The 22448-nt window shown below is 36.4% G+C and carries 26 protein-coding genes; 11 read left to right on the plus strand and 15 right to left on the minus strand.

What is annotated here, in order from left to right; genetic code table 11:
• Positions 1-77 precede the first annotated feature (77 nt).
• Positions 78-2312 (plus strand): type I restriction-modification system subunit M/S, encoded by a 2235-nt coding sequence (locus BMX63_RS05340; protein ID WP_093132731.1) that lies wholly within the window; start codon positions 78-80, stop codon positions 2310-2312.
• 31 nt (positions 2313-2343) lie between these two features.
• A complete protein-coding gene (locus tag BMX63_RS05345; RefSeq protein WP_177167192.1) occupies positions 2344-3717 on the plus strand; it encodes a hypothetical protein in 1374 nt (457 codons plus the stop codon).
• Between the two features lie 306 nt (positions 3718-4023).
• Here BMX63_RS05345 and BMX63_RS05350 read toward each other — a convergent pair whose 3' ends face one another.
• The 3 genes from BMX63_RS05350 to BMX63_RS05360 form a co-directional block, all read right to left on the minus strand.
• Positions 4024-4521: a competence protein ComK gene (locus tag BMX63_RS05350; protein ID WP_093132736.1), complete on the minus strand. Its 498-nt coding sequence runs from the start codon at positions 4519-4521 to the stop codon at positions 4024-4026.
• 97 nt (positions 4522-4618) lie between these two features.
• On the minus strand, positions 4619-4870 hold the full coding sequence (locus tag BMX63_RS05355) for a helix-turn-helix domain-containing protein (protein ID WP_093132738.1): 252 nt from the start codon (positions 4868-4870) through the stop codon (positions 4619-4621).
• 222 nt (positions 4871-5092) lie between these two features.
• Complete coding sequence (locus tag BMX63_RS05360; protein WP_093132740.1) at positions 5093-5578, minus strand: sigma-70 family RNA polymerase sigma factor; 486 nt, start codon at positions 5576-5578, stop codon at positions 5093-5095.
• A gap of 522 nt (positions 5579-6100) precedes the next feature.
• On the opposite strand from BMX63_RS05360, the gene BMX63_RS05365 reads away from it, so the two are divergent.
• Together BMX63_RS05365 and BMX63_RS05370 are read left to right on the plus strand one after the other, a co-directional pair.
• Positions 6101-6550, plus strand: coding sequence for a hypothetical protein (locus BMX63_RS05365; RefSeq protein WP_093132742.1), 450 nt, complete (start codon positions 6101-6103; stop codon positions 6548-6550).
• A gap of 205 nt (positions 6551-6755) precedes the next feature.
• Complete coding sequence (locus tag BMX63_RS05370; protein WP_093132744.1) at positions 6756-7265, plus strand: hypothetical protein; 510 nt, start codon at positions 6756-6758, stop codon at positions 7263-7265.
• A 183-nt stretch (positions 7266-7448) separates the two neighbouring features.
• On the opposite strand, the gene BMX63_RS05375 is transcribed toward BMX63_RS05370, so the two are convergent.
• From BMX63_RS05375 to BMX63_RS05380, 3 genes are all read right to left on the minus strand, one after another.
• Positions 7449-7889, minus strand: a complete 441-nt coding sequence (locus tag BMX63_RS05375; RefSeq protein ID WP_245732725.1) for a YbaN family protein — start codon at positions 7887-7889, stop codon at positions 7449-7451.
• A gap of 362 nt (positions 7890-8251) precedes the next feature.
• Positions 8252-8407, minus strand: coding sequence for a hypothetical protein (locus BMX63_RS17940; protein WP_177167193.1), 156 nt, complete (start codon positions 8405-8407; stop codon positions 8252-8254).
• A gap of 127 nt (positions 8408-8534) precedes the next feature.
• A complete protein-coding gene (locus tag BMX63_RS05380; RefSeq protein WP_093132746.1) occupies positions 8535-8813 on the minus strand; it encodes a CPBP family intramembrane glutamic endopeptidase in 279 nt (92 codons plus the stop codon).
• On the opposite strand from BMX63_RS05380, the gene BMX63_RS17700 reads away from it, so the two are divergent.
• Complete coding sequence (locus BMX63_RS17700) at positions 8801-9112, plus strand: hypothetical protein (protein WP_143060119.1); 312 nt, start codon at positions 8801-8803, stop codon at positions 9110-9112. The genes BMX63_RS05380 and BMX63_RS17700 overlap by 13 nt on opposite strands.
• A gap of 590 nt (positions 9113-9702) precedes the next feature.
• Here BMX63_RS17700 and BMX63_RS05385 read toward each other — a convergent pair.
• From BMX63_RS05385 to BMX63_RS18640, 6 genes are all read right to left on the minus strand, one after another.
• The gene (locus tag BMX63_RS05385; protein ID WP_093132748.1) at positions 9703-10188 is read right to left on the minus strand and encodes a DUF4188 domain-containing protein; all 486 of its coding nucleotides are present in this window, start codon (positions 10186-10188) and stop codon (positions 9703-9705) included.
• On the minus strand, positions 10188-10745 hold the full coding sequence (locus tag BMX63_RS05390; protein WP_093132751.1) for a PadR family transcriptional regulator: 558 nt from the start codon (positions 10743-10745) through the stop codon (positions 10188-10190). Before BMX63_RS05390 ends, BMX63_RS05385 begins: the two co-directional genes overlap by 1 nt.
• A gap of 206 nt (positions 10746-10951) precedes the next feature.
• Positions 10952-11614: a PLL family lectin gene (locus BMX63_RS18415; RefSeq protein ID WP_245732726.1), complete on the minus strand. Its 663-nt coding sequence runs from the start codon at positions 11612-11614 to the stop codon at positions 10952-10954.
• Positions 11602-11817: a DUF8189 domain-containing protein gene (locus BMX63_RS18420; RefSeq protein ID WP_245732727.1), complete on the minus strand. Its 216-nt coding sequence runs from the start codon at positions 11815-11817 to the stop codon at positions 11602-11604. Before BMX63_RS18420 ends, BMX63_RS18415 begins: the two co-directional genes overlap by 13 nt.
• Positions 11810-11998, minus strand: a complete 189-nt coding sequence (locus BMX63_RS18425) for a hypothetical protein (RefSeq protein ID WP_177167195.1) — start codon at positions 11996-11998, stop codon at positions 11810-11812. Before BMX63_RS18425 ends, BMX63_RS18420 begins: the two co-directional genes overlap by 8 nt.
• A 31-nt stretch (positions 11999-12029) precedes the next feature.
• Positions 12030-12158 carry a hypothetical protein gene (locus tag BMX63_RS18640; RefSeq protein ID WP_281242724.1) on the minus strand — a complete coding sequence of 43 codons (129 nt, stop codon included), beginning with the start codon at positions 12156-12158 and terminating at the stop codon, positions 12030-12032.
• 460 nt (positions 12159-12618) lie between these two features.
• Between BMX63_RS18640 and BMX63_RS05400 the strand changes: the two genes are divergently transcribed.
• From BMX63_RS05400 to BMX63_RS05420, 5 genes are all read left to right on the plus strand, one after another.
• On the plus strand, positions 12619-13047 hold the full coding sequence (locus BMX63_RS05400; RefSeq protein ID WP_093132753.1) for a hypothetical protein: 429 nt from the start codon (positions 12619-12621) through the stop codon (positions 13045-13047).
• 30 nt (positions 13048-13077) lie between these two features.
• Positions 13078-13857, plus strand: coding sequence for a hypothetical protein (locus tag BMX63_RS05405; RefSeq protein ID WP_093132755.1), 780 nt, complete (start codon positions 13078-13080; stop codon positions 13855-13857).
• A 70-nt stretch (positions 13858-13927) separates the two neighbouring features.
• Positions 13928-14422 (plus strand): hypothetical protein, encoded by a 495-nt coding sequence (locus tag BMX63_RS05410; protein WP_093132757.1) that lies wholly within the window; start codon positions 13928-13930, stop codon positions 14420-14422.
• 506 nt (positions 14423-14928) lie between these two features.
• Positions 14929-15453: a LysM peptidoglycan-binding domain-containing protein gene (locus BMX63_RS05415; protein ID WP_093132759.1), complete on the plus strand. Its 525-nt coding sequence runs from the start codon at positions 14929-14931 to the stop codon at positions 15451-15453.
• Between the two features lie 678 nt (positions 15454-16131).
• Positions 16132-17577 carry a flavin monoamine oxidase family protein gene (locus tag BMX63_RS05420; RefSeq protein ID WP_177167215.1) on the plus strand — a complete coding sequence of 482 codons (1446 nt, stop codon included), beginning with the start codon at positions 16132-16134 and terminating at the stop codon, positions 17575-17577.
• 203 nt (positions 17578-17780) lie between these two features.
• Here the strand turns inward: BMX63_RS05420 and BMX63_RS05425 are convergent, their stop codons facing one another.
• Positions 17781-18146, minus strand: coding sequence for a VOC family protein (locus tag BMX63_RS05425; protein ID WP_093132761.1), 366 nt, complete (start codon positions 18144-18146; stop codon positions 17781-17783).
• Positions 18147-18199: 53 nt separating this feature from the next.
• Positions 18200-19063 (minus strand): helix-turn-helix transcriptional regulator, encoded by an 864-nt coding sequence (locus BMX63_RS05430; protein WP_093132763.1) that lies wholly within the window; start codon positions 19061-19063, stop codon positions 18200-18202.
• Positions 19064-19575: 512 nt separating this feature from the next.
• Between BMX63_RS05430 and BMX63_RS05435 the strand changes: the two genes are divergently transcribed.
• On the plus strand, positions 19576-21105 hold the full coding sequence (locus tag BMX63_RS05435) for a malate:quinone oxidoreductase (RefSeq protein WP_281242731.1): 1530 nt from the start codon (positions 19576-19578) through the stop codon (positions 21103-21105).
• Between the two features lie 306 nt (positions 21106-21411).
• On the opposite strand, the gene BMX63_RS05440 is transcribed toward BMX63_RS05435, so the two are convergent.
• Positions 21412-22365 carry an aldo/keto reductase family protein gene (locus BMX63_RS05440; protein ID WP_093132767.1) on the minus strand — a complete coding sequence of 318 codons (954 nt, stop codon included), beginning with the start codon at positions 22363-22365 and terminating at the stop codon, positions 21412-21414.
• Positions 22366-22448: the final 83 nt, after the last annotated feature.

Consider the following 22448-nt stretch of genomic DNA (forward strand, 5'->3'; position numbering starts at 1 on the left):
TAAACTATATGATATACATTGGAGGTAATAAAAACAATTCTAATTAATTATTACATAATATATAGGAGGCGCTATGAATGAATAGTAAGCTAGAACAATTGTATCGATTAAATAATACAAATAACAAATCTATTGGAACTGATATAAATGAATTAATTCTTACAGGGCTTGAAAATAACGTGGAACTAAAATATGAGGATATTTATGAGATACAAAAGAAATCCACTCGCTTTACTAACGAAGTAATTGCTCCTGAAATAATTACTCAGTTTATAAAAAAAGCAATTACTGAAGATGTAGATGTACTAGTCCCATGGAATGTATACGGTGAATTGATAGATGTAATAGCTAACCATGTGAAAAATAGCACTCTGGTTAGTAAAAGTGATATATTGGCTAAGATTACAAACTTAATGCTAAAAGAAGATAAGCATCATATTGAAACTGGTGACCCATTAAGTGTCCTTGATAACTATAATGAGGATAAGTTTGATTTAATTTGTAGTTTCCCCCCATTGGGTTATAGGGTTAAAACAGAAATAGATAATCAAAAATTTAATGATGAATTAAACCATTTGTTAATTTTAAAATCATCTTATTTGCTAAGGGAAAATGGCCATATGGCTTTTGTTGTTACAGAAAACTTTTTCAAGAGAGAAAAGGGGAGTTTCATTTTACCAATACTAGAAAGGCAAGGAATTCATTTGGATGCTGCTTTCTATCTTCCCCCTGGAACATTAACCAATACAGGCATCGGAACCTACTTAGTAATTTTACGCCACACAGAATTCAATGATTTGTTTATTAGTGAATTAAAAAGTGAAAACTTAGACCAAGTAGTAGAAAATTGGAAAAATCGAAAAGAAAGTAAAGTACTTCAAAATGGTAAGTTAGTAGATTGTGAATCATTTACTTCATATGTAAAAATAGAAAAAGAGTTAGAAATAAAAAGACTTGTCAATAAAAGTAATCTTAATACAGTACCTTTAACTAATCTAGTAATTAGCATAAATAGCTTATCAAAAAAAGAGAATAATTCCTTCGAACATCAGGTGAACACAATTTATTTACCTAGTATAGGCTTATCGGATGTAGTAGACAATCAACAAGAAATGAAAATTAAACCACAAAATTATTATCAAATTATATTAAACGATAATGTTAATGCATCCTATTTGGCTAAATGGTTTAATACGGAATTGGGATTACTTGTTAGAGAAAGCTTGATGAGTGGTTCTGTTATAAAAAGAATTAATAAAAAAAGCTTACTGATAACAAGTGTATATCTTCCCGAAAAAAGCATACAACAACGAATTTTAAACATCCAATCTAAGATTGATGAGTTTAGAAATGAATTAGACAGCATTGAAAATAAAGCGTGGAATTATCCGAACAGTTATGAAGAGTTAAATAAGAGAGTAGAAAAGTTAAATAGAGAAGAGGGATTCTCGGAATGGATAGAAACATTGCCATTTCCTTTAGCGTCTATTCTGTATAAATATTATGCGATAAAGGATGTTACTTCAAAGAAAGAATTTTTGTTACACTTCTTTGAAGCATTTGCCCAATTCCAAGTTGTATTAATGTTAAGTGCATATTCAAAGAATGGCAGTAACTTGGATGAAAAATATATTTATGATATTGATGCAAGTAAAATAACTAGAGCTACCTTTGGCACATGGGTCCACATTGGTGAAAATATGTCAAAAAAATTAAGACAATTACTAGAAGATTCGCCAGAGCAGTGCTTAAGATTGTTCCAACACAAAAGAAAAGGCTTTATAAAAATGATTTCATCTAAGCAAATATATAATATCTTGAGGAAGACGAATGGATACCGAAATGATTGGAAAGGTCATGGTGGAGTTGAAAGCAGTAATGAAGCTAAACATAGATTGGTCTTATTAGAAAATGAATTACATTCTCTAAGAAAAATTATTGGTGATGTTTATGAGGGGTATCAACTAATTCAACCAGGCACAGGACATTTTAGTTCTGGATTATACCATTGTAATTGTAAATTGTTAAAAGGAACAAGAAATACATTTATTGAGAAGAATATTGAAGTTTTAAATGGGTTAGATATAGATAATTTATACTTACTTGAAGAAGATGCTTATGAACCGTTGGTATTACTTCCGTTTATCAGATTGATGCCAAGTCCAAATACACAGGTTAATGCTTGTTACTTTTATAATAGATTAGACCAGGATGGTGTAAGAATGGTTTCTTATTACTTTGACCAAGATGCTGATGTGAAAATCCAAGATAACTCTATACAGTCTATAATAGATAATTTAAATATAAACTAGTTGAATAAAAATAAGTATGGAGTGAGAAATGGTGTATAGGCGAAAAGAAAATCTATTTGATAGAGGGGTCCCAAGTGAAGAGAATAAGATTGAAATTATAATTCAATCACAATATTTTAATGACTATATTGAAGAATATGAGGTGAAAATCTCTAAATTATTTTCTCTGGCAAGATTATCTTTTATAGAATTAACACTTTTACCATACAAAAACAGTAATGATAAATTTAGAGCTTTGACTGAAAAGCACCAGATTTCAATTCCAAAATATGAAGAAAAGCACTTAAATGGTAGTACAATACTTTTTTCTACACAAGATTATGAGCTAATAGTACTCAATGGTGAATTAGAATATTGGAAAAATAAAAACTATAATAACGGACAAATTAGTGTACCTGATATGCAGACTATTAATCATATAGTTCCTGACTATTTTATTATGGATGAAACTGACCCATACTTAACTCGAAGAGAAGGAAATATTAGAAAGGTCAGTATAAATCAATTTTTTGAAGAGATTCGTATTTTGTTAGTGCACCACCGAATTTTTTATGTTAACTTTAATCATCAAATCAAAGGTCAATTAATATATTATAATTACAGATTAATGAGCAAATTTTCTAAGCTGTTTGAACCAAATCGTGTTAATACAAAACCTTCTAATGATTCAACGGGTTTGCAACATAGCTATTATAGTAGTCTAACTAATCGACTATATCTTCTTTGCAAATCTATTGATGAAATAGAGTTCAATTGTTATAAGACGCCAAATAACGATACGATAGATGACACAATATATCATTTAGGATACTTTATAATGTTACTCACAGGTTCATTTGAGAATATTGCTGGGGTTATTAAGGATACTTATAGTATTGAGCTAAAACATCCGAAAGATTTATCCATAAGGGTATATAATCGTAAAGAAACCATTCCTTTTTTGAAAAGCGTTAAGCATTACAACAATGATTTAGTTAGTTATTTATTGGGTAAAGAAGTGAAAGTTTTTATTAATTTTGTTTATGAGATTCGTGATGCACTACAACATAGAGATTATTTTCAAGGAATCGGTTCATCCTCACCGTCTGGTAAGAACCCTAATTTATTATGGATACCTTACAAAGATGCTGATTCTTATACGCATTTTAGTAAAGATTTCCAAGAACGATTAGGGATAGAACATGAGATAGAAGATAATTTTCTTTTTGACATGCATAAATTTGCTCGAACAATTTTTGATTATAGTGTTGTAATATTTAATTCTATAATGGAAGCTATAAATGTAAATCTTTACGCAAAATTATCTGAGCCTAATAAAAAAGTACTAGATAAAAAAATTAAAGAATTTATAGATGGAGATTCTTATACTATGCGAATTGGTAAAGACTCGTTGTATTTTAATTAATTATAACTTCCTTATTCTTTAATAATTATGAGGTCATCATATGAAATATAATTAGGGGGGTAGCAATTTAATAAAGCTACCCTTTTTTGTATTATTATTTACCCTATCCAACGTTACGGTGAACCGTATCATAAGTATTAATAAATTATAGAATTGAATCTTTGACTATGATTCTCCATTTATTTAATTAAAAAATATGTTCATTAATATTATAGATAATAGTCGTGGTACATAACTTACTTAATTAAAACTTATTTGAAGAGGGATACATGTATTGCTTTTCTTATAATTAAAATGAAACACTGATTATGATGTTGCAACAGGTTGATTCATTCCCTCACGCATTATCAACACACAACTCCCCGTCCTCTGCATCTGCCTCTCCAGCAAATAATAAGATTCACCCATCCCAAGCGTTTGCCCATTCTTAAAAGTAATAATAGATTTCTCATTGGATGATTTTATGGAAGGCGCGTGTTGAAGCGACTGAATATGCTGGAAGAAAATCCACTTACAATTAAAGTCTTGAGGAGAGCGAGTGGGGAAGGCGTAAATTTGAAGGGAAGGATTTACAGGGATGGGGACTTTATGCCGGAAATTGGTCTTATACATGATGTACTCCCGCCGGCCATCATAGGAAGATCTTGCCTCCAGGCAGGCTTTCTTAATTAGCTGCAAGGGGGTTTTTCTTACATAAAACTCTTGCTCTTGTTCCATTACAAGGGTATCGTACTCGAAATGTCTGGTGGGTAATAGGGCCATGGTGGAGGGTTTGATGCTGTAATCATTTAAAATGTTCGTCATAGGGGATGCTCCTTTTGTGGGGATAAGGGAGAACACATGCGGAGAGTAAGCTGCGGATATGGGGGTGGATCTCACGAGTAGACATTCCAGAAGACTCCTATTCCAGTGGGGGAGAATGTTTGGAGTCCTTTATAATCTGATGGTGAATTTCATTTATATCAATCTGCAAAGCATACGCCAGGTTAAACACGGTTTCATGCTTAGGACTTGTTTCACCACTTTCAATCCGCTGAATCGTTCTGCGATCAACGTTTGCCTCATGAGCCAGATGATCAACCGATAAATCACGATTTTCTCTAGCCTGCCTCATATAGAAACCAAATACACGACGAAATTTTTTTCTATTCACCAGAATCTCCCTTTCTCAACCTATTATCTAGTTGAGGGGGAGGGATCGCCACGGCGTGCATGCCGTTTTATGAATCTATGAATATTTTAAGTTCATCCAGGTTTTCGGATGCTCTGAGTTGTTGTTTACAGGGAATGCAGGGGGATTAAAACAAAGGTACCCGGTACTCCAGACAGACAATTGTCCTTTTGAGCATCGGGTACCCTTCCTTATCGAATCTTCTCACTCTGCAGCAGCTCTCTCACCTTGGGCTTCGCTAACCTGGCCCAATTTTTCACTGCATCGATCGTGACCTTTTCCTTTTCGGATCGATAAATCCTCCAGCACAAATCCCTGAAACCACTTCATCTGATTCTCAGTAAGGACTTGTTTAATTTGCTCATAAAGATACGGGTCAAAGCCTGTATCCAGTTCCTCTGCAACCTCATGAAAGTCCTTTGATTTAACTTCTATATAATATTGGTCCTTCTCAGCCTGGCGATTCGATTTGCGAATTAAGGTAAGAAACGTCTTTTGAATTAAAAAGTACGCATAGGTGGAAAACTTTCCCTTTGCAGGATCATAGCTTTTGTAAGCCTTCCATAACGTAATGACACCCTCCTGATAAAATTCATTCTCCGGATCACGAATGCCATACTTATGGATGAAATGAAAAATCATTCTCTCATATTCCTCTAACACGTGACTAAATTCCTCTTGAACGGGCACGACAGCCTCTTTTCTATAAATGCGCCTCTATTGGATTATTCCGCGGTAGGGTTAGTGTAAGGGTTTTTGGGACAAGGGTCAGTTTATGAAAGTTGAAGTTTGGGCGGTGAAACTTAAAGTTTGAAGCGGGGAAGTTGAAGAATGGGGTGGGGTTCTTAAAGAGTGAACCAAGATTGTTAAGTTTAAGTAGGATTAAATTAGAATACTGTAATCATGTGACGTATCAATCGTAATTGCCATTAACATAGAAAAACAGGTGATATGTTGCTGTATCACCTGATCCATGCGAACCAATTCATTTATACTAGTACTTATTTCGATTATAAGTTTTACATATCATTTGTTATATTGAAATATTTATTTAATAAACTATTTTATCATTTACATTTATATATTCCTCAGCTTTAAATAAAATACATTAATGTAAAAAAGAGTAATAATATACCATTTAAAACCATGGTTTATTCTGTAAAATAGAATGTGTGAGAATCATAGAAAATATTTTTAAGGGAGGAATTAAGTATGAAAAAATTTTTAGCAGCTGCTATAGCGACTATTATGCTTTCAATTCCACTTTCAAATGTTGCTGCAGCATCAAAGTCATTGGCACAATCAGAATCACTACAGGTTAGCAATTCCTTAGAAAGTATATTAGAAAAAGATAATGTTTCAAAAGAAGAATTAAATGAGTATAGTAAACGTGCAAAGGCGGAACTGTCTGGTAAACCTAATCTTCAGTGGAGACTTGGAGCAGTTAAAAATGCTGTAAAATTTGTGGTTGATCACCACAACCTTATTCCCTCCAAGACTATTAGAGGTTGGGTTGATAAATATGGTAATAAAATGATTGATGCACTTGATACTCTAGAGTCAGGTACTAGAATTGGATTACAACTTGCATTTGAAGAAGCTGGTATACCGCGAAACGTGGCTAAAGCTATTGCTGATTTTATAGTTACATTTATACTTTAAAGGCAATTTATCCAACGAAAAAATAAATATAGAAGCCCAATTCACTCAAGTTTAGTAGAATTGGGCTTCATTTTTACTACTTAGAATGAAGAAGACATAATACTAAAAGACTAAAAAAATATAAGCTAAATTCAATTCGGCGAATCTATGATAATATCAAAATTAAGGTAGCGGCGTACATTCACCATGATTTAGGAGTGTGCATATGACAATCATAATACCAACAATAGCTGTATTTATCATTTCATTTTTATTACTATCGGTATGGATATATAAAAATGAAAAAGAAGAAATTAAAAAGAAAAAAGGAAAGATATTCGCTGTTATGGCAACTGCTTTTATACTGGCATTAGCCCCAACGGCAGTCATCGGATTAGTGCTGTTTGCGTTGTTTGGTTCAACAAACATTGTTAACACAATATTTTCATTAGACATTAGCACAAGTACACTCATGCTTCTTACTGTTTCTCTGGTGATTTATTTATATACTATCGATAGCTTATTATCAGTATTGGTAGAACATATTATGGGAAGAGTAAATATATTTAATCATCTTATCTTACTGCTTATACGGATTCTTGCATTTTATACCATTGGGTTAATTTTTGATTTAAACCAAAAAAGCAATGTAATCCTTGCAGTAATAGTAGCCTTTATCATCCTCCTCTTTGAAGCTTTAAATAATAAAAAAGAAGAGGGGAATACAAATGGATAAATCGTATAAGGAAATGCTGCTCCTGTAAGCTAAAAAAATATATTCTGCCAAAAAGCCATTTTTTTTATAAAAAATGGCTTTTGTGATCAATGAGTTCATCCACGCTTTCACACTGGTCACCTGAATAAAATACCCGGCACTCAAATAGACTATCGTTTTTTGAGTACCGGGCATTTTTTGCCTTCAGCTTGTATGTTTTGTCATTTGCCGCTTACGCAGTGCAGCTCGAATGGTTTTTGCCTCTTCCAGGGTAATGGTTGGGATCTCCTTGATAAAGTAATAATGTTTAATGATACAAAGGACAATCATGGTGATTCTCACAAGCAGGATGTCCACATATACGATGGAAAATAGAATAAAGGCATCGGCAATAACGTTAATACGAATTTTTTCTTTTCTCGTCATCCCTTTATTTTCCGGGATTCGTACCACATATTCCGTGTAAAAGGATGTGCCCTTAAACCAGTTTTCCACTCGTTTGGAACTTCTGGCAAAACAGAAGGCGGCAAATAAGAAAAAGGGGCCGCCTGGCAGTACAGGCATGACGACACCGGCGACACCGATTCCAAATGAAAGAAAACCTAAAACAACGAAAAGAAAGCTTTTTATTGTTTTTATGATCAATCACCTGACTTTACCTGATGTTTTTGTATGATAAATCTATGACTTGTGTAGCTAAAATATCACTGTAGGATGATTCTACTTGAATGATTGTACAAAGGAATCAGCTTGAAAATCAAAGGAAGTGGGATGAAAATAAATGGTAGTTTATGACATTTGTTTTGGGGTATCAGGAAATAACGATAGCAATCATGGGGCATAAAAAAAGAAACAGCTCAGTTAATAAGTTACTGAACTGTTTCTTTTTTAAAATTATACAAAATCGTGCACGTTTGTTGTATAGTTGCAGTGTATCCTTGGTTTATTCATCGTCTTCTTTATAAAGGTTACTAAAGTCTGGTTTCTTTAAAAATACGAGCGAATAACTAAGAATCGAAAATCACCAATTCCCAAGTCATTGTTGCAGATACGTAAGTGGTGTAAAAGATAATAACCGCCATACTTAGAAAGACAATCACGTCTGATACAATACTCAAGGTATTAAATAATTTACTTGACATCTTTGCCACAATGTTTCCCATCTTTAATTCCTCCTATTGAAACAAGCTTTCAGGCAAAACTAGCTAATCATGGGATATAAAAAAGAATCGTATTATTTGTACTATGTACTTAAGTAAAAAAAGACTCCTTTTTGAATAACCCACTTAATTAAAAAACGATATTTAAAGCAATTACGTTTATTCCATTGATAAACATGTGTAGAATAATTGGTGCATAGATACTTCTATACTTTTTGTAAAGGTAGGCAAAAGATAACCCCGCAACAAATAATGCAGGCATGATGAGTGGTATTCCATGCACAAGCATAAATAATAATGAACTTCCAACCATCGCCACAGGCGCGTTAAATTTGCTTTCAATAGCCTGCAGCAATCCATCCCTAAATATGATTTCTTCTATAATGGGTGTAAAGATTGCATAAGTCAAAAAAAACCATTATAAAAATAAAAGGGGTAAATTCCATTATTTGGGCTGATGCCTGTGTATCTGGTAGATTTTCGCTATCACCGAAAAGTAAGGCTAAAAAGGCTACTTCAGTGAGCATCATTAAAAGCCAGAACATATTATATACGATTCTTCCCCTCCGCTATTACCTGGGAGCAGGAGCCGGAAAGATGGAGAGTCTGGTGGAAGCAGCGGACAAGATGGGCAAGTGGAAATATGTATGTCATCGGCAAATATTTATTAAATTTTCACCGATTGAAGAAAAAGAAAATATTTATTGACACCCTTTATTTCTTTCTAACCTATATTCTGTTTATGGGAGGGATCCTCATCTCCCATAGCATATTTGTCATCAATTTATTTGTGGATTTAGGGCTGACAATCGGGCTTATATCCTATGTTTTATTAGTCATTGGCTTTCTCCTATTTGTAACCGAAATCTTATTAGCCTTATCGATGGAAAGGAAACAATTAACTTTATCTAACGCCATCGTAGTCATGCTGATGTATTTTACCTACTCTCAGCTCTGGTTAATTCTGATTATCTACGCCGTCTGCCTGGATCCTCTTTAAACAGGAGAGAAAGTGGTATAAAACGGAGCGTTTTAAGGAAAAGCCAATTGAATAGATTCGTATCTTGTCCCGATGGTTGGCTGAGGGAAAACACTACTGGAAGCATGAAATGCCAATTATCACGTATTGGTCTACGAAGTGTCCTTTACTAAATGAATGAAGGACACTTCGCTGGGAGAATCCTGCAATCTGTCTTTCGTTAAGGGGATAAAGGACATATAGGGTAAAAACATAATGTAAAAATTTAACCTTCACTCAGTACCCGGGACACTCTGGAAAGAATATCTTATCAACAAATTCACTGCACCTCATACTCCTTAAGCCTCTTCCTGGCCGAATTTCGCTCAGGTGTAATCGGAACAGGCTCCAGCACCTTCCCTAAGCCGTAACGGGGCATATTGCCGTAAACCGCTTCATAGCTCCCTTTTTTTATCGAATAGGTTTCGTGGTAGATTCCCACTGCGTTATTGCTTCCGACCTTTTGATTGAAATTTTTCCATGTAGTCAGATGCTTCTCATTTCTTGCGTAAGCGAGCAGGTCTTCCATGGAGCGCCAATATTGGATCATGGATGTTGTTCGAAGTCCGATATAGCTTTCCATTGATAAAAACCCCAGGTCATCCTTGTTTTCATAAAGCTCCCGAATCATTCCGGGCATAGCGTTAAAGACCGGCAGCCACTTATGTATGGCCAGTCGCTTATTGACTCTCATTCCAATGATAAATACAACCATATCCTCTGTATTCTCCGTCATATAACGTCCTGTGAGAATTGGTTTGGACATCACTGCCCCTCCTTCGTTATAAATTTTTCAAGCGTATCATCGCACCAGTCAATCGCCGTAGCGGTCATTCGTTTTCCATAATCCAACGTAAGCAACCAGTACATGGCATCCTCCTCTCGCTCGTTATGATCCTTAATGCCCTGCTCAATAGATATATAAATCTGGTAACGCTCCTCCAGCTTTTGTTTGTACGTTTGTAAAAGGGTGGTGGTTTGATCACCGGTTTGGTAGCGGCCGAAAAATAGTTTGAGCAATATTTCATTTCGTTCAGCAGGCAGCTGTTCCACGGGCTTCTCCAGCCATTTTTTTAAAGCTTCCATGCCTTTGGAGGTGAGGAAGTACTCCTTTCTGTCCGGTTTTCCGGGAGTGGATGAGGTACGGACCTCTGCCATTTCCTCCTGGACGATAAACTTTAAGGTTGGATAGATTTGTCCATAACTGATTTTCCAAAAATGAGTCAGGCTTTGATCCATAAACTGTTTGATGGCGTAACCAGATTTGCAGTCCGTTGTTAAAATCCCTAATATGACGTAGGTTGTATGGTTATACGTTTTCATTGGTTATCACCTATCTTAAAGTTATATATCATTTAGATATATAGTATCCAATATATTGCAAAATTGCAAGAAAATTTAGCAAAATGAAGGCACAGGTGATCCACCAGACGATGCACCTGTGCTTCGTTTAGCTGTAGTGGGCGTTTTGCTGAACTCCGCTTCTGTCGGGGAGCTGTGGATGGACAAATGAGCGCTTCCGGTTTTTTTTATTGTCCCCGCCACAGATGAATAAGATTCCGATTCTGTCCTCTGGCAAAAACATCTGTACGGTTTGGTCCCCAGGAAACGGCAGCCGGTGCTGAAGTTAAGCTTCCGCCAAGGTTTTGCCATGATCCCCAGCGCGAGCCATTCCACTCTCTTCGAAATAGCTGGTTCCCTGTACCTCGGACAAATACTTCTAATTGATTTGATTGTCTAGAGGAGACGGCTGGTGCACTTGTTAAGGTTCCCCCAAGGCTTTCCCAATTGCTCCATGTGCTGCCGTTCCACCATCTGTGAATCAGGTTGTTATTTTGACCTCTGGCGAAAACGTCGATTCGGTTTGGTCCCCAGGAAATAGCAGCAGGCTCAGAAGTTAGCGTACCGCCCAGGTCTTCCCAGTCCTCCCAGCGCGAGCCGTTCCATGTTTTTCTATAAAGCCGATTGCCTGTGCCTCTGACAAAGACATCAAGCTGATTGTTTCTGCGGGAGGAAACGGCTGTTCCGCTGGTTAGGGTACCGCCGAGATTCTCCCAGTTACTCCATGTGCTGCCATTCCACCATTTGTGATAAAGGGCGTTGTCTGTGCCCCGAACAAAAACGTCAATTCTGTTTGGCCCCCAGGAAACAGCAGCCGGTGCCGAAGTTAAGCTTCCACCTAGGTTTGCCAATTACTCCAGCTCATTCCATTCCACCAGATATGATAGAGTGCATTATCTGTACCTCGTGCAAAAACATCCAGACGGTTATTTTGCCAGGAGGAAACGCTTGGTGCAGAGGCTAATGTGCCACCTAAGCTCTCCCAACCGGACCATCCTTGGCTAGGGGGTTCAGGCTGACCACCCTTTATAAGCTCCAGAACAATTTCAATCACGCGTGTTAAATTTCGATTCATGACATTTCGTGGTACGTTCAATTGTGTAAACAACAAAGAAACCCACGGTGCCTCGTTGAAATTGCTGATAAATTTGACTGGCAGGCTGGTTTGTATTTGCCTGGTTAAGCGTGTAATTTACGATAAAGTTAAAAGCATAATCCGCAAGTTGTCTATTCATTCCTGCCTGCTGAAGCTGTGAATATAAATAACTATGCTGAACGCAGGCGCTGTAAAACCTGCTGAGTACTGACTTGCTGGCGAATGTCTGCATTTGGGTAGCTGTAACCACCATATACAGGATGATTTACTGGCATCCAACCATATTGATTTCTATACATTTTCATACCTCCGCTTTTTAATTAGGGTATGCATGGAGAAATCAATTGGGAATGTCCAGCGAAAAGTAGGAAAAATGCAGCTTAACGAATAGGATAATGAACGTCTATAATCTCCAAGTTATCACCTAAAAATTCTACTAATTCTCTTTATATTAGCAGCTTCTTTTTCATATATATACAAGTGTGCGTTCTATTAAATGAACATTAGTTGATTTTAATATAGTAATTTTAAGAAAACTAGAGAATATACAAAATATTTAGAGTTAAATTGTTCTTTATAATGAATATAATGATATTTGCTAGTTTTCCTTAATAATATATTAAACTATACTACTATTAAATGGTTCTTTATATAGAATTAATTGTTCTTTACAAATGAACAAATAGAGTATCTAAATGATCACACACATTGGCAGATGACTGTAGATACTCTAAAAAAATGAAAGGATAGGTGGTGATTGTGCGAAAATCATTAGTCATTATGTTTGTAGCTGCTTTTTTATTAATTTGTACACTTTCTGTACACGTTTCAGCAGACAAGCATCTTGCAATATGGAACAAGGAAACCTTTCAAAATCATGCTGAGAAAATTCCCCTTTTATTGCAGGAGAGACTTGCGGAATGGAAGAAAACATGGGAAAAACAGACGGATAAGGCAGACAAACAAATGAACAGCAACTTGGATTATTTTCACGTAACAACTTCTCGAGATGCTAAGCAAAACATCAACAATTATGAAAAAGACTATGAGACGCGTTTACAGGAAACAAAGACGACACTGTTGGATATGGACTTCACTGACTTTGAAAGGATAAAAAAGGAAGAAATTAATGAAGAAATATCCGAGGATGTTGAGGGTTTTCTGGAAGAGCTATTAGCGGAAAAGTAATGAAATTAAAAAAAGAAAGGGAGTTAGAAGATGAAATTGAAATCATTAAAAGGAAAAATTATTGTTGGTACAGTAGCAATCGGCATTATGTCAAGTGCAGGTCTGGCTTTTGCGAATACAGATGCAGGGGAGCGGCTGCAATCATGGTATGAAGGTGCGTTTGGAGAAACAACTGAGTCCGTAGAATCGCAAGTAACCGCATATGGGGAAAGCCTAATTCCAGGATTAGAAGACGAGTATAATGGGATGAAAGAAGAGGCAACAACGGATATTAATGATACGAGAGACAGTGAAATAGGCAATGCAGAAAGTGCCATTGAAAGCGCTAAGGAGAGCCATTTAGAGAACCTTAATGGTACGAAAGAAGAAATATTAGCTGGCATGCAGCAAAAATTTTACCAGGAAGTTTTTTTGGAGAGCTATTTTGACATTCAAGATTTAGCTGAACAAGCTCAAGAGTATGCTACGAATGACTTAACAGCTCACACAGGGAGTAAAGGAGAGGAAGCTCTAAATAAAGTAACAGAGGATCTGAATACTGCTAAAGAGGAAGCGGTTTCGGATTTAGAAGAAGCTATTGAGAATGCAAAGGCAGAAATTGAAGCAGGACTGGCTAATCATGAAGAAATTACGGTTAGTAATCTTAATAACCAAATTGATTTTGCTATTAGAGATACTCGTAATATAGTAGAAGAAACGTTAAACGGGCTCGTTGAAGAACAACAGACGATTATTGCTGAAGCAGCTGCAGAACTTGAAGGTGATGCAATGGATGCGTTAGATGAAGTTGTAGCAGGAATAGGTGAATAATTAACGATAGATGTTTAGGGTCTCGGATTAGAGGCCCTATCTTTATCAAGAAGAAGGAGGATTGATGATAATGAGCAGATGGCAAATACGAAGAAAACGGAAAAATAGGAAAAGGTTACTCGGAGCATTCCTTTTAATCGTATTCTTTAGCAGCAGTATGAATATGGTGTTTGCTGACCAAAACATTCAATCCTTGTTAACCAATTGGTTTGACCAGAAAAAAACAGCGGCCATTGATGAAATTGAAGAAGCTGTTGATGCAGAGCAACAAGAGCAAACCCAACGTCTCCAGAAAGAGCTACAATCAGAAATCGAGCAATTGGATAAAAAATTAAATGATTTCACCAATCAGGAAAAAGAAAAACGGGTTCAAGCCATACAGGAGCATGCTGATGAATTAATCGCAAATATGAATTTGGATGAAACTGAAAAAAGAGAGTTTGTGAGAGCAGAACTCAAACAGATCGTTCAAGAGGCAAAGAACAAAATGGATAACGTTCGTACAGAACTGAAGGCTGTTGAAGAGGCAGGCCAAGTGTATCAACCAGAAAGTGAAGAAAAATAAACCAAATGGAGTTTATATTCAAAACAGTTCATAAAAGAATATCCTGGAACCTTTCGGGTAGTAGAATTATTTTACTAAAGCAACGAGTATGATGGTTGCTTTTTAATAATCAATTAAACGAAGAAAAATTCCTTTCTTCAATCTAATACTAAGCCGTAAATAGATGGGGGTATTAAGGATAATCGTTTCGTTAAAAGTTTCCCATGATAGGAATTGTTAATCGTTTTTATTTGGATTTTTGGGTGTGGAATTTGGTTTTCACACTTGTACTATTGGTTTAATAAGGCGGTAATTTTCATTTGTGCAGTTGGAGTGAAGTTGTTTTTGGTAAATTCGTTCTTGATAGAAATAGAACCATAATTTTCTTAGGAAAATTGCATCAGGCTCCTTCCTATTTATAGCTCTTACTATTACATCTATATTTCAATTCTATTAAAACCCACTGAAAAAATAGATTGCTAGAAGAAGGCTATAGTAAATAAAAAACATAATTGGAGGATTCTATCATGAAGAATTTATCAAAAAAGTGTTTAACACTACTCACAATAGCTTTAGGCGTAACGCTATTTTCAAACGAAATACACGCAAGCAGTAAGTATACTGTGGAATCGGGCGATGTACTATCAAAAATTTCAATGGATCATAATGTAAGTGTGAATGCATTACTTGAGTTTAACCCTTCCATTAATGATCCGGATGTTATCTGCGCTGGTCAAACGATTAAAATTCCGGATGAGGAAAAGACATTTAGAGTAACGGCTTATACGGCTGGTTATGAATCAACCGGAAAACACCCTGGAGATCCTGGTTATGGTGTAACAGCTTCAGGAACAAAAGTGGAGGAAGGACGAACCGTTTCCTGTCCAGCATCAATGGACTTTGGAACAAAAGTGTATATTCCTGCCCTTGATAACACATTCACTTGTGAAGATAGAGGTGGTGCAATTACAGAAGGACGATTGGATGTATATAAGAATGATTTAGAAGATGCACTAGAGTTTGGAGTTAAGGAATTGAAAGTGCTATATTAGGTTATGAAATAGGATTTTACATAGTATGGAGGACTCCTTTGCCCTTAATGGAGCGGGGTGGGTCTACATATGTATTCTCATAGAAATGAATGGAGTTGCCGGTCTCTGATTTTCTTCTTCTTCAGATACGGGCAATGAAGGACAAAATCCTTCCTGGAATGGAAGAAATGTCTTTCATAGGGGGGATGAAGGACAAATAGGAGCAAAAAGCTAATCCAGATGTCCTTCATAAGCTTAATGAAGGACAAAAACAAGCAAAAATTCAAGCGAGATGTCTCTCATACAAGTAATGAAGGACAAAATTGGGTAAAAGCTTGACCGTATAATGGAATATAGTCTTTCAAGCTCCAAAAATAGCTATAATATGTAAACTCTCTCTATAAGTAAAAGCAGAAGCTTCCGGGTAAAAAGGAAGATTCCGCTTTTATATTTATGCGAATGGGGATGAGGAAATTGCGGAACCCGGTGTATGAATGGCCAGAGAGGTAAACATAAACCTCTCTGTTTTTTGTGAAAACGCAAAAATAAATTACCATTTTTTCACTAGACAGTTGCTATTTTGTTCATAGTACGACCTCCTTTCTGAATAGGTTAATAATCAGACAATAGCCTATTCAGTAGAGGAGGAAAAGTTTGAATTTGTTAAATTACGTATTTCCTCAGATACCGGAAGAAGAAATGGCTTCAATCATCAGAAATGGGCTTGATAAAACAGAAGTACCTAAGAAAATTATTATTCTGGGGGCCGGTATGGCCGGACTTGTATCGGCATCATTACTTAAAGAAGCAGGACACGATGTAACCATACTTGAAGCAAGCGATAGGGTAGGAGGGCGTGTCTACACATTAAGAGGGGATTTTAAGTATGGGCAATATCTTGAGGCTGGTGCGATGCGTATTCCTCATACGCACTCTTTAACATTAGAATATATACGAAAGTTTAATCTCCCAACGAATGAATTTATTAACAGTACTCCTAACGATATTTTCTATATTAATGGGAAGAAGGTTCGTTCGAAAGCATATGAACAGAATCCTGATATTCTAAACTACCCCGTATATCCTCATGAAAGAGGGAAAACAGCTACTGAATTACTTCAATTCGCCATAAAACCGATAACAGATTTTATTAATCAAAATCCAAGAAGAAACTGGCCTTGGGTTATCAGGGAATTTGATAAATATTCGATGGATTTTTATTTGAGATATAATCCGTTTGGGATATCCTTATCACCTGGTGCAATCGAAATGATTAAAGTATTGCTTACTCTTGAGGGGCTAATGGAGCTTTCTTTCTTAGAACAATTACGTGAATTGTCCATTTTATTCACACCTAATATCACATATTATGAAGTATCAGGAGGTAACGATAAACTTCCTAATGCATTTACAGAACAATTGCAGGATAATATCCAATATGGTCAATATGTAAAAAAGATTGTACAGCATGACAATCAAGTCACCGTTCATTCTGTCCATAAAATTTTAGAACCAACTGAGATTACCGGTGATCTTGCCATTGTTACGATTCCATTTACTGTTTTACAGTTTGTAGATATTGAACCTTATGAGTCATTTTCAGAAAACAAATGGAAGGCCATTCGGGAAACCAACTATGCTGGCTCGACGAAGACAGGAATTCAGTTTAAAAGCAGGTTCTGGGAAGAGCGAGGGTTATATGGTGGGCAAACGATAACAGATCTCCCCATTAAATATGTTCAATATCCAAGTCATAATCTTGGATCAGATGGCTCTGGAGTCATTTTGGGCAGTTATACTTGGGAAGATGATGCCATCCCCTGGGATAGCTTAGAGGATGATAATCGCTTTGAATACGTATTAAAAAATTTAGCTAACATCCATGGCGATCAGGTGTATCAGGACTTTCAAGGCGGAGTGAGCCATAGTTGGATTAGGTATCCATATTCTGCAGGGGCTTTTACTATGTTTAAGCCTGGACAAGTAACAGAATTAGTGCCCCATATTTCCACACCAGAAGGAAGGGTTCATTTTGCTGGAGAACATACCTCAACCACACACTCATGGATCCAAGGGGCAATTGAATCTGGAATTCGAGTTGCATCTGAAGTCAATAACTTACCTAGAACATATTTTGGTTCTTAAATGATTAGGAGGTAATTGGCTATTCGTATGTAGAAGACGAGTCCCTTTTGTTTTGAATGGCCTCGTCATCTTATTTTAAGGTAAACCATACCACAAGTGATGGTAAACGAAAGAGCAGAAATAACTGTGGATAACAAGGATTAGAAGAGGCTAACTATTAAAGGAGACCGCTCATGTTATATAGCCTGTCTCCTTTGCTTATCTTAACTCTGTACTTCGCTCATCAATGCATGTGTGTTATCCTCTGTATCTTTAAAAAATACCATCCATATTTCGGTTTGTCCCATTTTCGAAACAACATGTGGTTCATCGATAAAAGGAACGTCTTTAGCTGCTAAGCGTTCATAAGTATCTGTAATATTATTTACTTGAAAATAAATGACTGAACTTGAATAGGCAAACTCTTCTTTTTCTGGAAGTGTTAACATAAGCCGAAGCCCGTCGCATTCAAAAAATGCCATACTATCAGTGTTAAATAAAAGAGTGAGACCTAGTTTCTCTTTATAAAAATCTAGTGCTCGGTTTAAGTCTTTAACAGGAACACCAATTTGTCCGATTTTTTGAATCATTTTCGTTTTCTCCCTTCAAATATCTTATTAATCGTAAGAATATATCATTCCGCCTAATATTTCTTATCCAATCTCACCTTTTTTCGATATTCGTTAGGAGAAATACCAACATGCTGCTTAAACTTTTTGCTGAAGGATACAGGATTTTGAAATCCAAGTTTAAAGGTTATATCGGTCATATTATCATTTGATTCTGTTAATAGTTGCTTTGCTTTTTGTATTCTGAATGCTGAAATATGCTGGTGAGGTGTTTGGCCATAAATTTGCGAATAGGTTCTTAATAAATGGTTAGGTGACAAACATGCAATCCGAGCAATGTCATGAAGTTTTATAGGTTTATCAAAATAGGACCTAATATAATCATGGGCAATGCTTAGCCTTCTATATAGTTCTTCACGAGTAGAGGTACGAATGGCGCTTAATGATTCAATTTCCTTGTAAGTATTAAAGTGTTCATTTAAGATGGACTGCATGATTTTATGAAATTGTTCTTCATAACCAACGGAACCCACTTCAAGATCAGGTAATATCTGTTTGAATGTATCCAGCTGAGAAGATAGAGTATTGTTTTTGTGATAGGTTTTATCAAAAAAGGCTATAGAACCTGTATCCTTAAACGGATCGGTTAGAAGACCATCATTGCTTTCTTTTACTGAATGAAAGACATCGGCTGCAAATCCATCTTTAAAGAAAACACAAAAAGATTCAACATCCTCCGTTTCATCAATAGAAATGGAATATGGACCTTCATTTAGAAGTAAGTACCTGCTCTCTTCTACGGCAAAAAAGCCTTTATTTGTTTTATAATGGGCCTTACCATTTGAAAAGGTTTTAATGGACAGCTGGCCGTCTCCTTCCCAATAAAACTGATCACTTTTTGCATGTAAAACGAAATTGGTAGAATCCTTTTTTGTCATAATATAATCTCCGTAATAGACATTTTCTTTATATTTCGAATCATGTTACTAACCCTTTTATGTATGAAATAAAACCGAGAAACATATAGCTATCCCTTTCCACATAAACACTCTCAAAGTGAGAATAGCTGATTGACGTCATGGGGGCGTGTTTCGTGTCGACCGTGTGGACGTGTCCCGTTGGCCACAAGGCGTTCATTGTCGCTGGAGTATGTAGTACGAGCCATAAGATTTTCTGCCTTCAGATGAATCAACTCCTTCTATTGTCTCCTGGCTATTATAACAAAAATTAGAAAATTTTGATATGGATAGAAGAGAGAGCTTATCAGTTTTTGATAAACGGAATCAACACTTTAGTAGCTGAAAAAGTGTACAAAAATAGAGTGCTAAAGTAGGCATGATAAGGGCAATATCGGGAAAAATAGACACATACAATATTAGAATAATATTTTAATTTTTAAGAAAATAGTGATAAACTATTAGTAGGTTATCATTTTCTACAATCTTACTATATAAGGAAGGTAAAAATGAGCAATAAACAGACTAACACAGACGTTGTCTTAATTGGTGCAGGAATTATGAGTGCAACTTTGGGGTCACTGTTAAAAGAATTAGCGCCGGATTGGGATATTAAAGTGTTTGAGAAGCTCGAAAAAGCAGGTGAGGAAAGTTCTAACGAATGGAATAATGCGGGAACAGGGCATTCTGCATTGTGCGAGCTTAACTATACTCCCGAAAAACCGGACGGGTCTTTAGATATTCGTAAAGCCATTAAAATTAATGAACAATTCCAATTGTCAAAGCAATACTGGTCTTATCTTGTAAATCGTAATCGGATACATAATCCACAGGACTTTATTAAACCATTACCACATATGAGTTTAGTCCAAGGCAAACATAATGTAACTTTTTTAAAAAAACGTTTTGAAGCGCTATCAGATAATCCTTTGTTCCAAGGGATGGAATTTTCGGAAGATCCGGAAAAACTGAAGGAGTGGATTCCGCTCATCATGCAGGACCGTAGTTCAAATGAACCGATAGCGGCAACCAAAATTGATTCTGGAACCGATGTCAATTTTGGTGCGTTAACCCGTAAATTGTTTGATTACCTGGAGAGTAAAGACGTTGAGGTAAATTATAAGCATAGTGTTATGAATGTCAAACGTACGAAAGACGGTTTGTGGGAATTAAAAGTACAGAACCATGAAAGCGGTTCTGTGGAACGACATACAGCCAAATTTATCTTTGTTGGAGGTGGCGGTGGAAGTCTGCATTTGCTACAAAAATCCGGTATTTCTGAAGGTAAAAGCATTGGCGGATTTCCAGTAAGCGGTCTATTTATGGTATGTAATAACCCGGATGTGGTAGCGAAGCATCATGCCAAAGTATACGGCAAAGCCAAGGTAGGTGCTCCGCCAATGTCAGTTCCACATCTTGATACACGATTTATTAACAATAAGAAATCGTTGCTATTTGGGCCATTTGCCGGCTTTTCACCAAAATTCCTGAAAACGGGTTCATGGTTAGATTTGTTTACTTCCATAAAACCACATAATCTCTTAACGATGTTAGCAGCAGGCGTAAAAAACTTTTCCTTAACAAAATATCTAATCCAGCAGGTGATGTTAACGAAGGAAAAGCGAATGGAAGAGTTATGTGAGTTTATCCCGGATGCTAGAAGTGAAGATTGGGATTTAGTCGTAGCTGGTCAACGTGTACAAGTTATTAAGGATACAGAAGATGGCGGAAAAGGTACACTTCAATTTGGTACGGAGGTTGTTAGTGCCGGTGATGGATCAATAGCCGCATTGCTCGGGGCTTCCCCGGGAGCTTCTACTGCTGTTCACGTTATGCTTGAGGTCATTCAAAAATGCTTCCCGCAATATATGGAAGAGTGGGAGCCAAAAATTAAAAAAATGATTCCTTCTTATGGAGAGTCTTTGATGGAGAAGCCGGAGCTTTTGCAGAAGGTTCAGCATTCAACAACTGACACGCTTGATTTAGCAGGAGGTAAGGAAGCTGCAGGTGGAGTCTCAGGATAAACTTTATCTTAGAGGCAGGTTTCTTCAGAGTAAGAAATGTATTTAATAAAGTTTAGCAGAATCAAGGGAATTCGCGTATAAATACCTTATCCTGTAATTTTTGAAAAAAGGGCTGTCCCGAAAGATGCTATTTATACCTTTTGGGACAGCCCTATTATTTTAGCTTTTGTTGCTCCTTCCACGAAATATTAATTCGCTTAACTTCATGCGGAGAACTATACCCAATATTCGTGGAATAAGTACGGCATTAAGTCCAAGAGCCACAGAACTCAGTCAAATGCTGAATCCAACCAGAAATCACCGATGCTATTCATTTAGAATATCTTCAATCGCAGAAATTGATTCTTCTGATAGTTTAACCCCAGATGCTTTGACATTCTCTTCTATTTGATGAGGCTTGCTTGCGCCAACTAATGCACTTGCTATTCCTGGTTGACGCAGAATCCAGGCTATAGCTAATTGAGATAAAGAAAGGTCCAGGCCTTTAGCAACACTCTCTAGTTTTTCTACTTTCTTTAATACTTCATCCTCTAAATATGTATTTATAATTTTATTTTTGGATTTTGGATTCGTAGCCCGGCTGCCTTCAGGAAGGGATTCTCCACGTCTATATTTCCCTGTTAGAACCCCTTGTGCAAGTGGAGAAAAGACAATTTGACTCATACCATTCTTTTCACTAGTTGGAAGTACATCTTTTTCAATATAGCGGTGAAGCATATTATACTGAGGTTGATTAACAACGATTCTATCTAATAGATAACGATCTGAAACTCCAAGCGCTTCTACAATTTGAGCGGCCGTCCATTCGCTCACCCCGACATATAAAACTTTGCCTTGACGCACCATGTCGTCAATGGTTCGAAGTGTTTCATCCACAGGAGTTTCTGGATCATAGCGATGACAGTAATAAATATCTACGTAGTCCATTTTCAATCTTCTTAAACTAGCATGCAATTGTTCGAATACATGCTTTCTTGATAATCCACGATCATTCGGCCCTTCTCCCATTGGCCAAAATACTTTCGTTGCAAGGACAAACGATTCACGAGGATATTTAGATAATGCATCCCCAACGATTTTTTCAGCCTCACCAGCTGCATAAAAATTTGCTGTATCAAAGGAATTAATACCAAGTTCATATGCTTTATCAATGACCTTTGTGGCAGTGTCTTTTTCTATGGAGTTCCCATATGTAAGCCAGCTTCCTAAACTTATTTCACTAACCTTTAAACCCGTTCTGCCAAGCTTTCGATATTCCATGATCATTCCTCCTTGTTGAATTTATATTTTGCATCCCGACCTGTTCCCATTTTAGATCATATTCCTTTCCAATGGCTAGCGAT

It is taken from the genome of Salinibacillus kushneri (assembly GCF_900111405.1).
In the GTDB taxonomy this organism is placed as follows: Bacteria; Bacillota; Bacilli; order Bacillales; family Alkalibacillaceae; genus Salinibacillus; species Salinibacillus kushneri.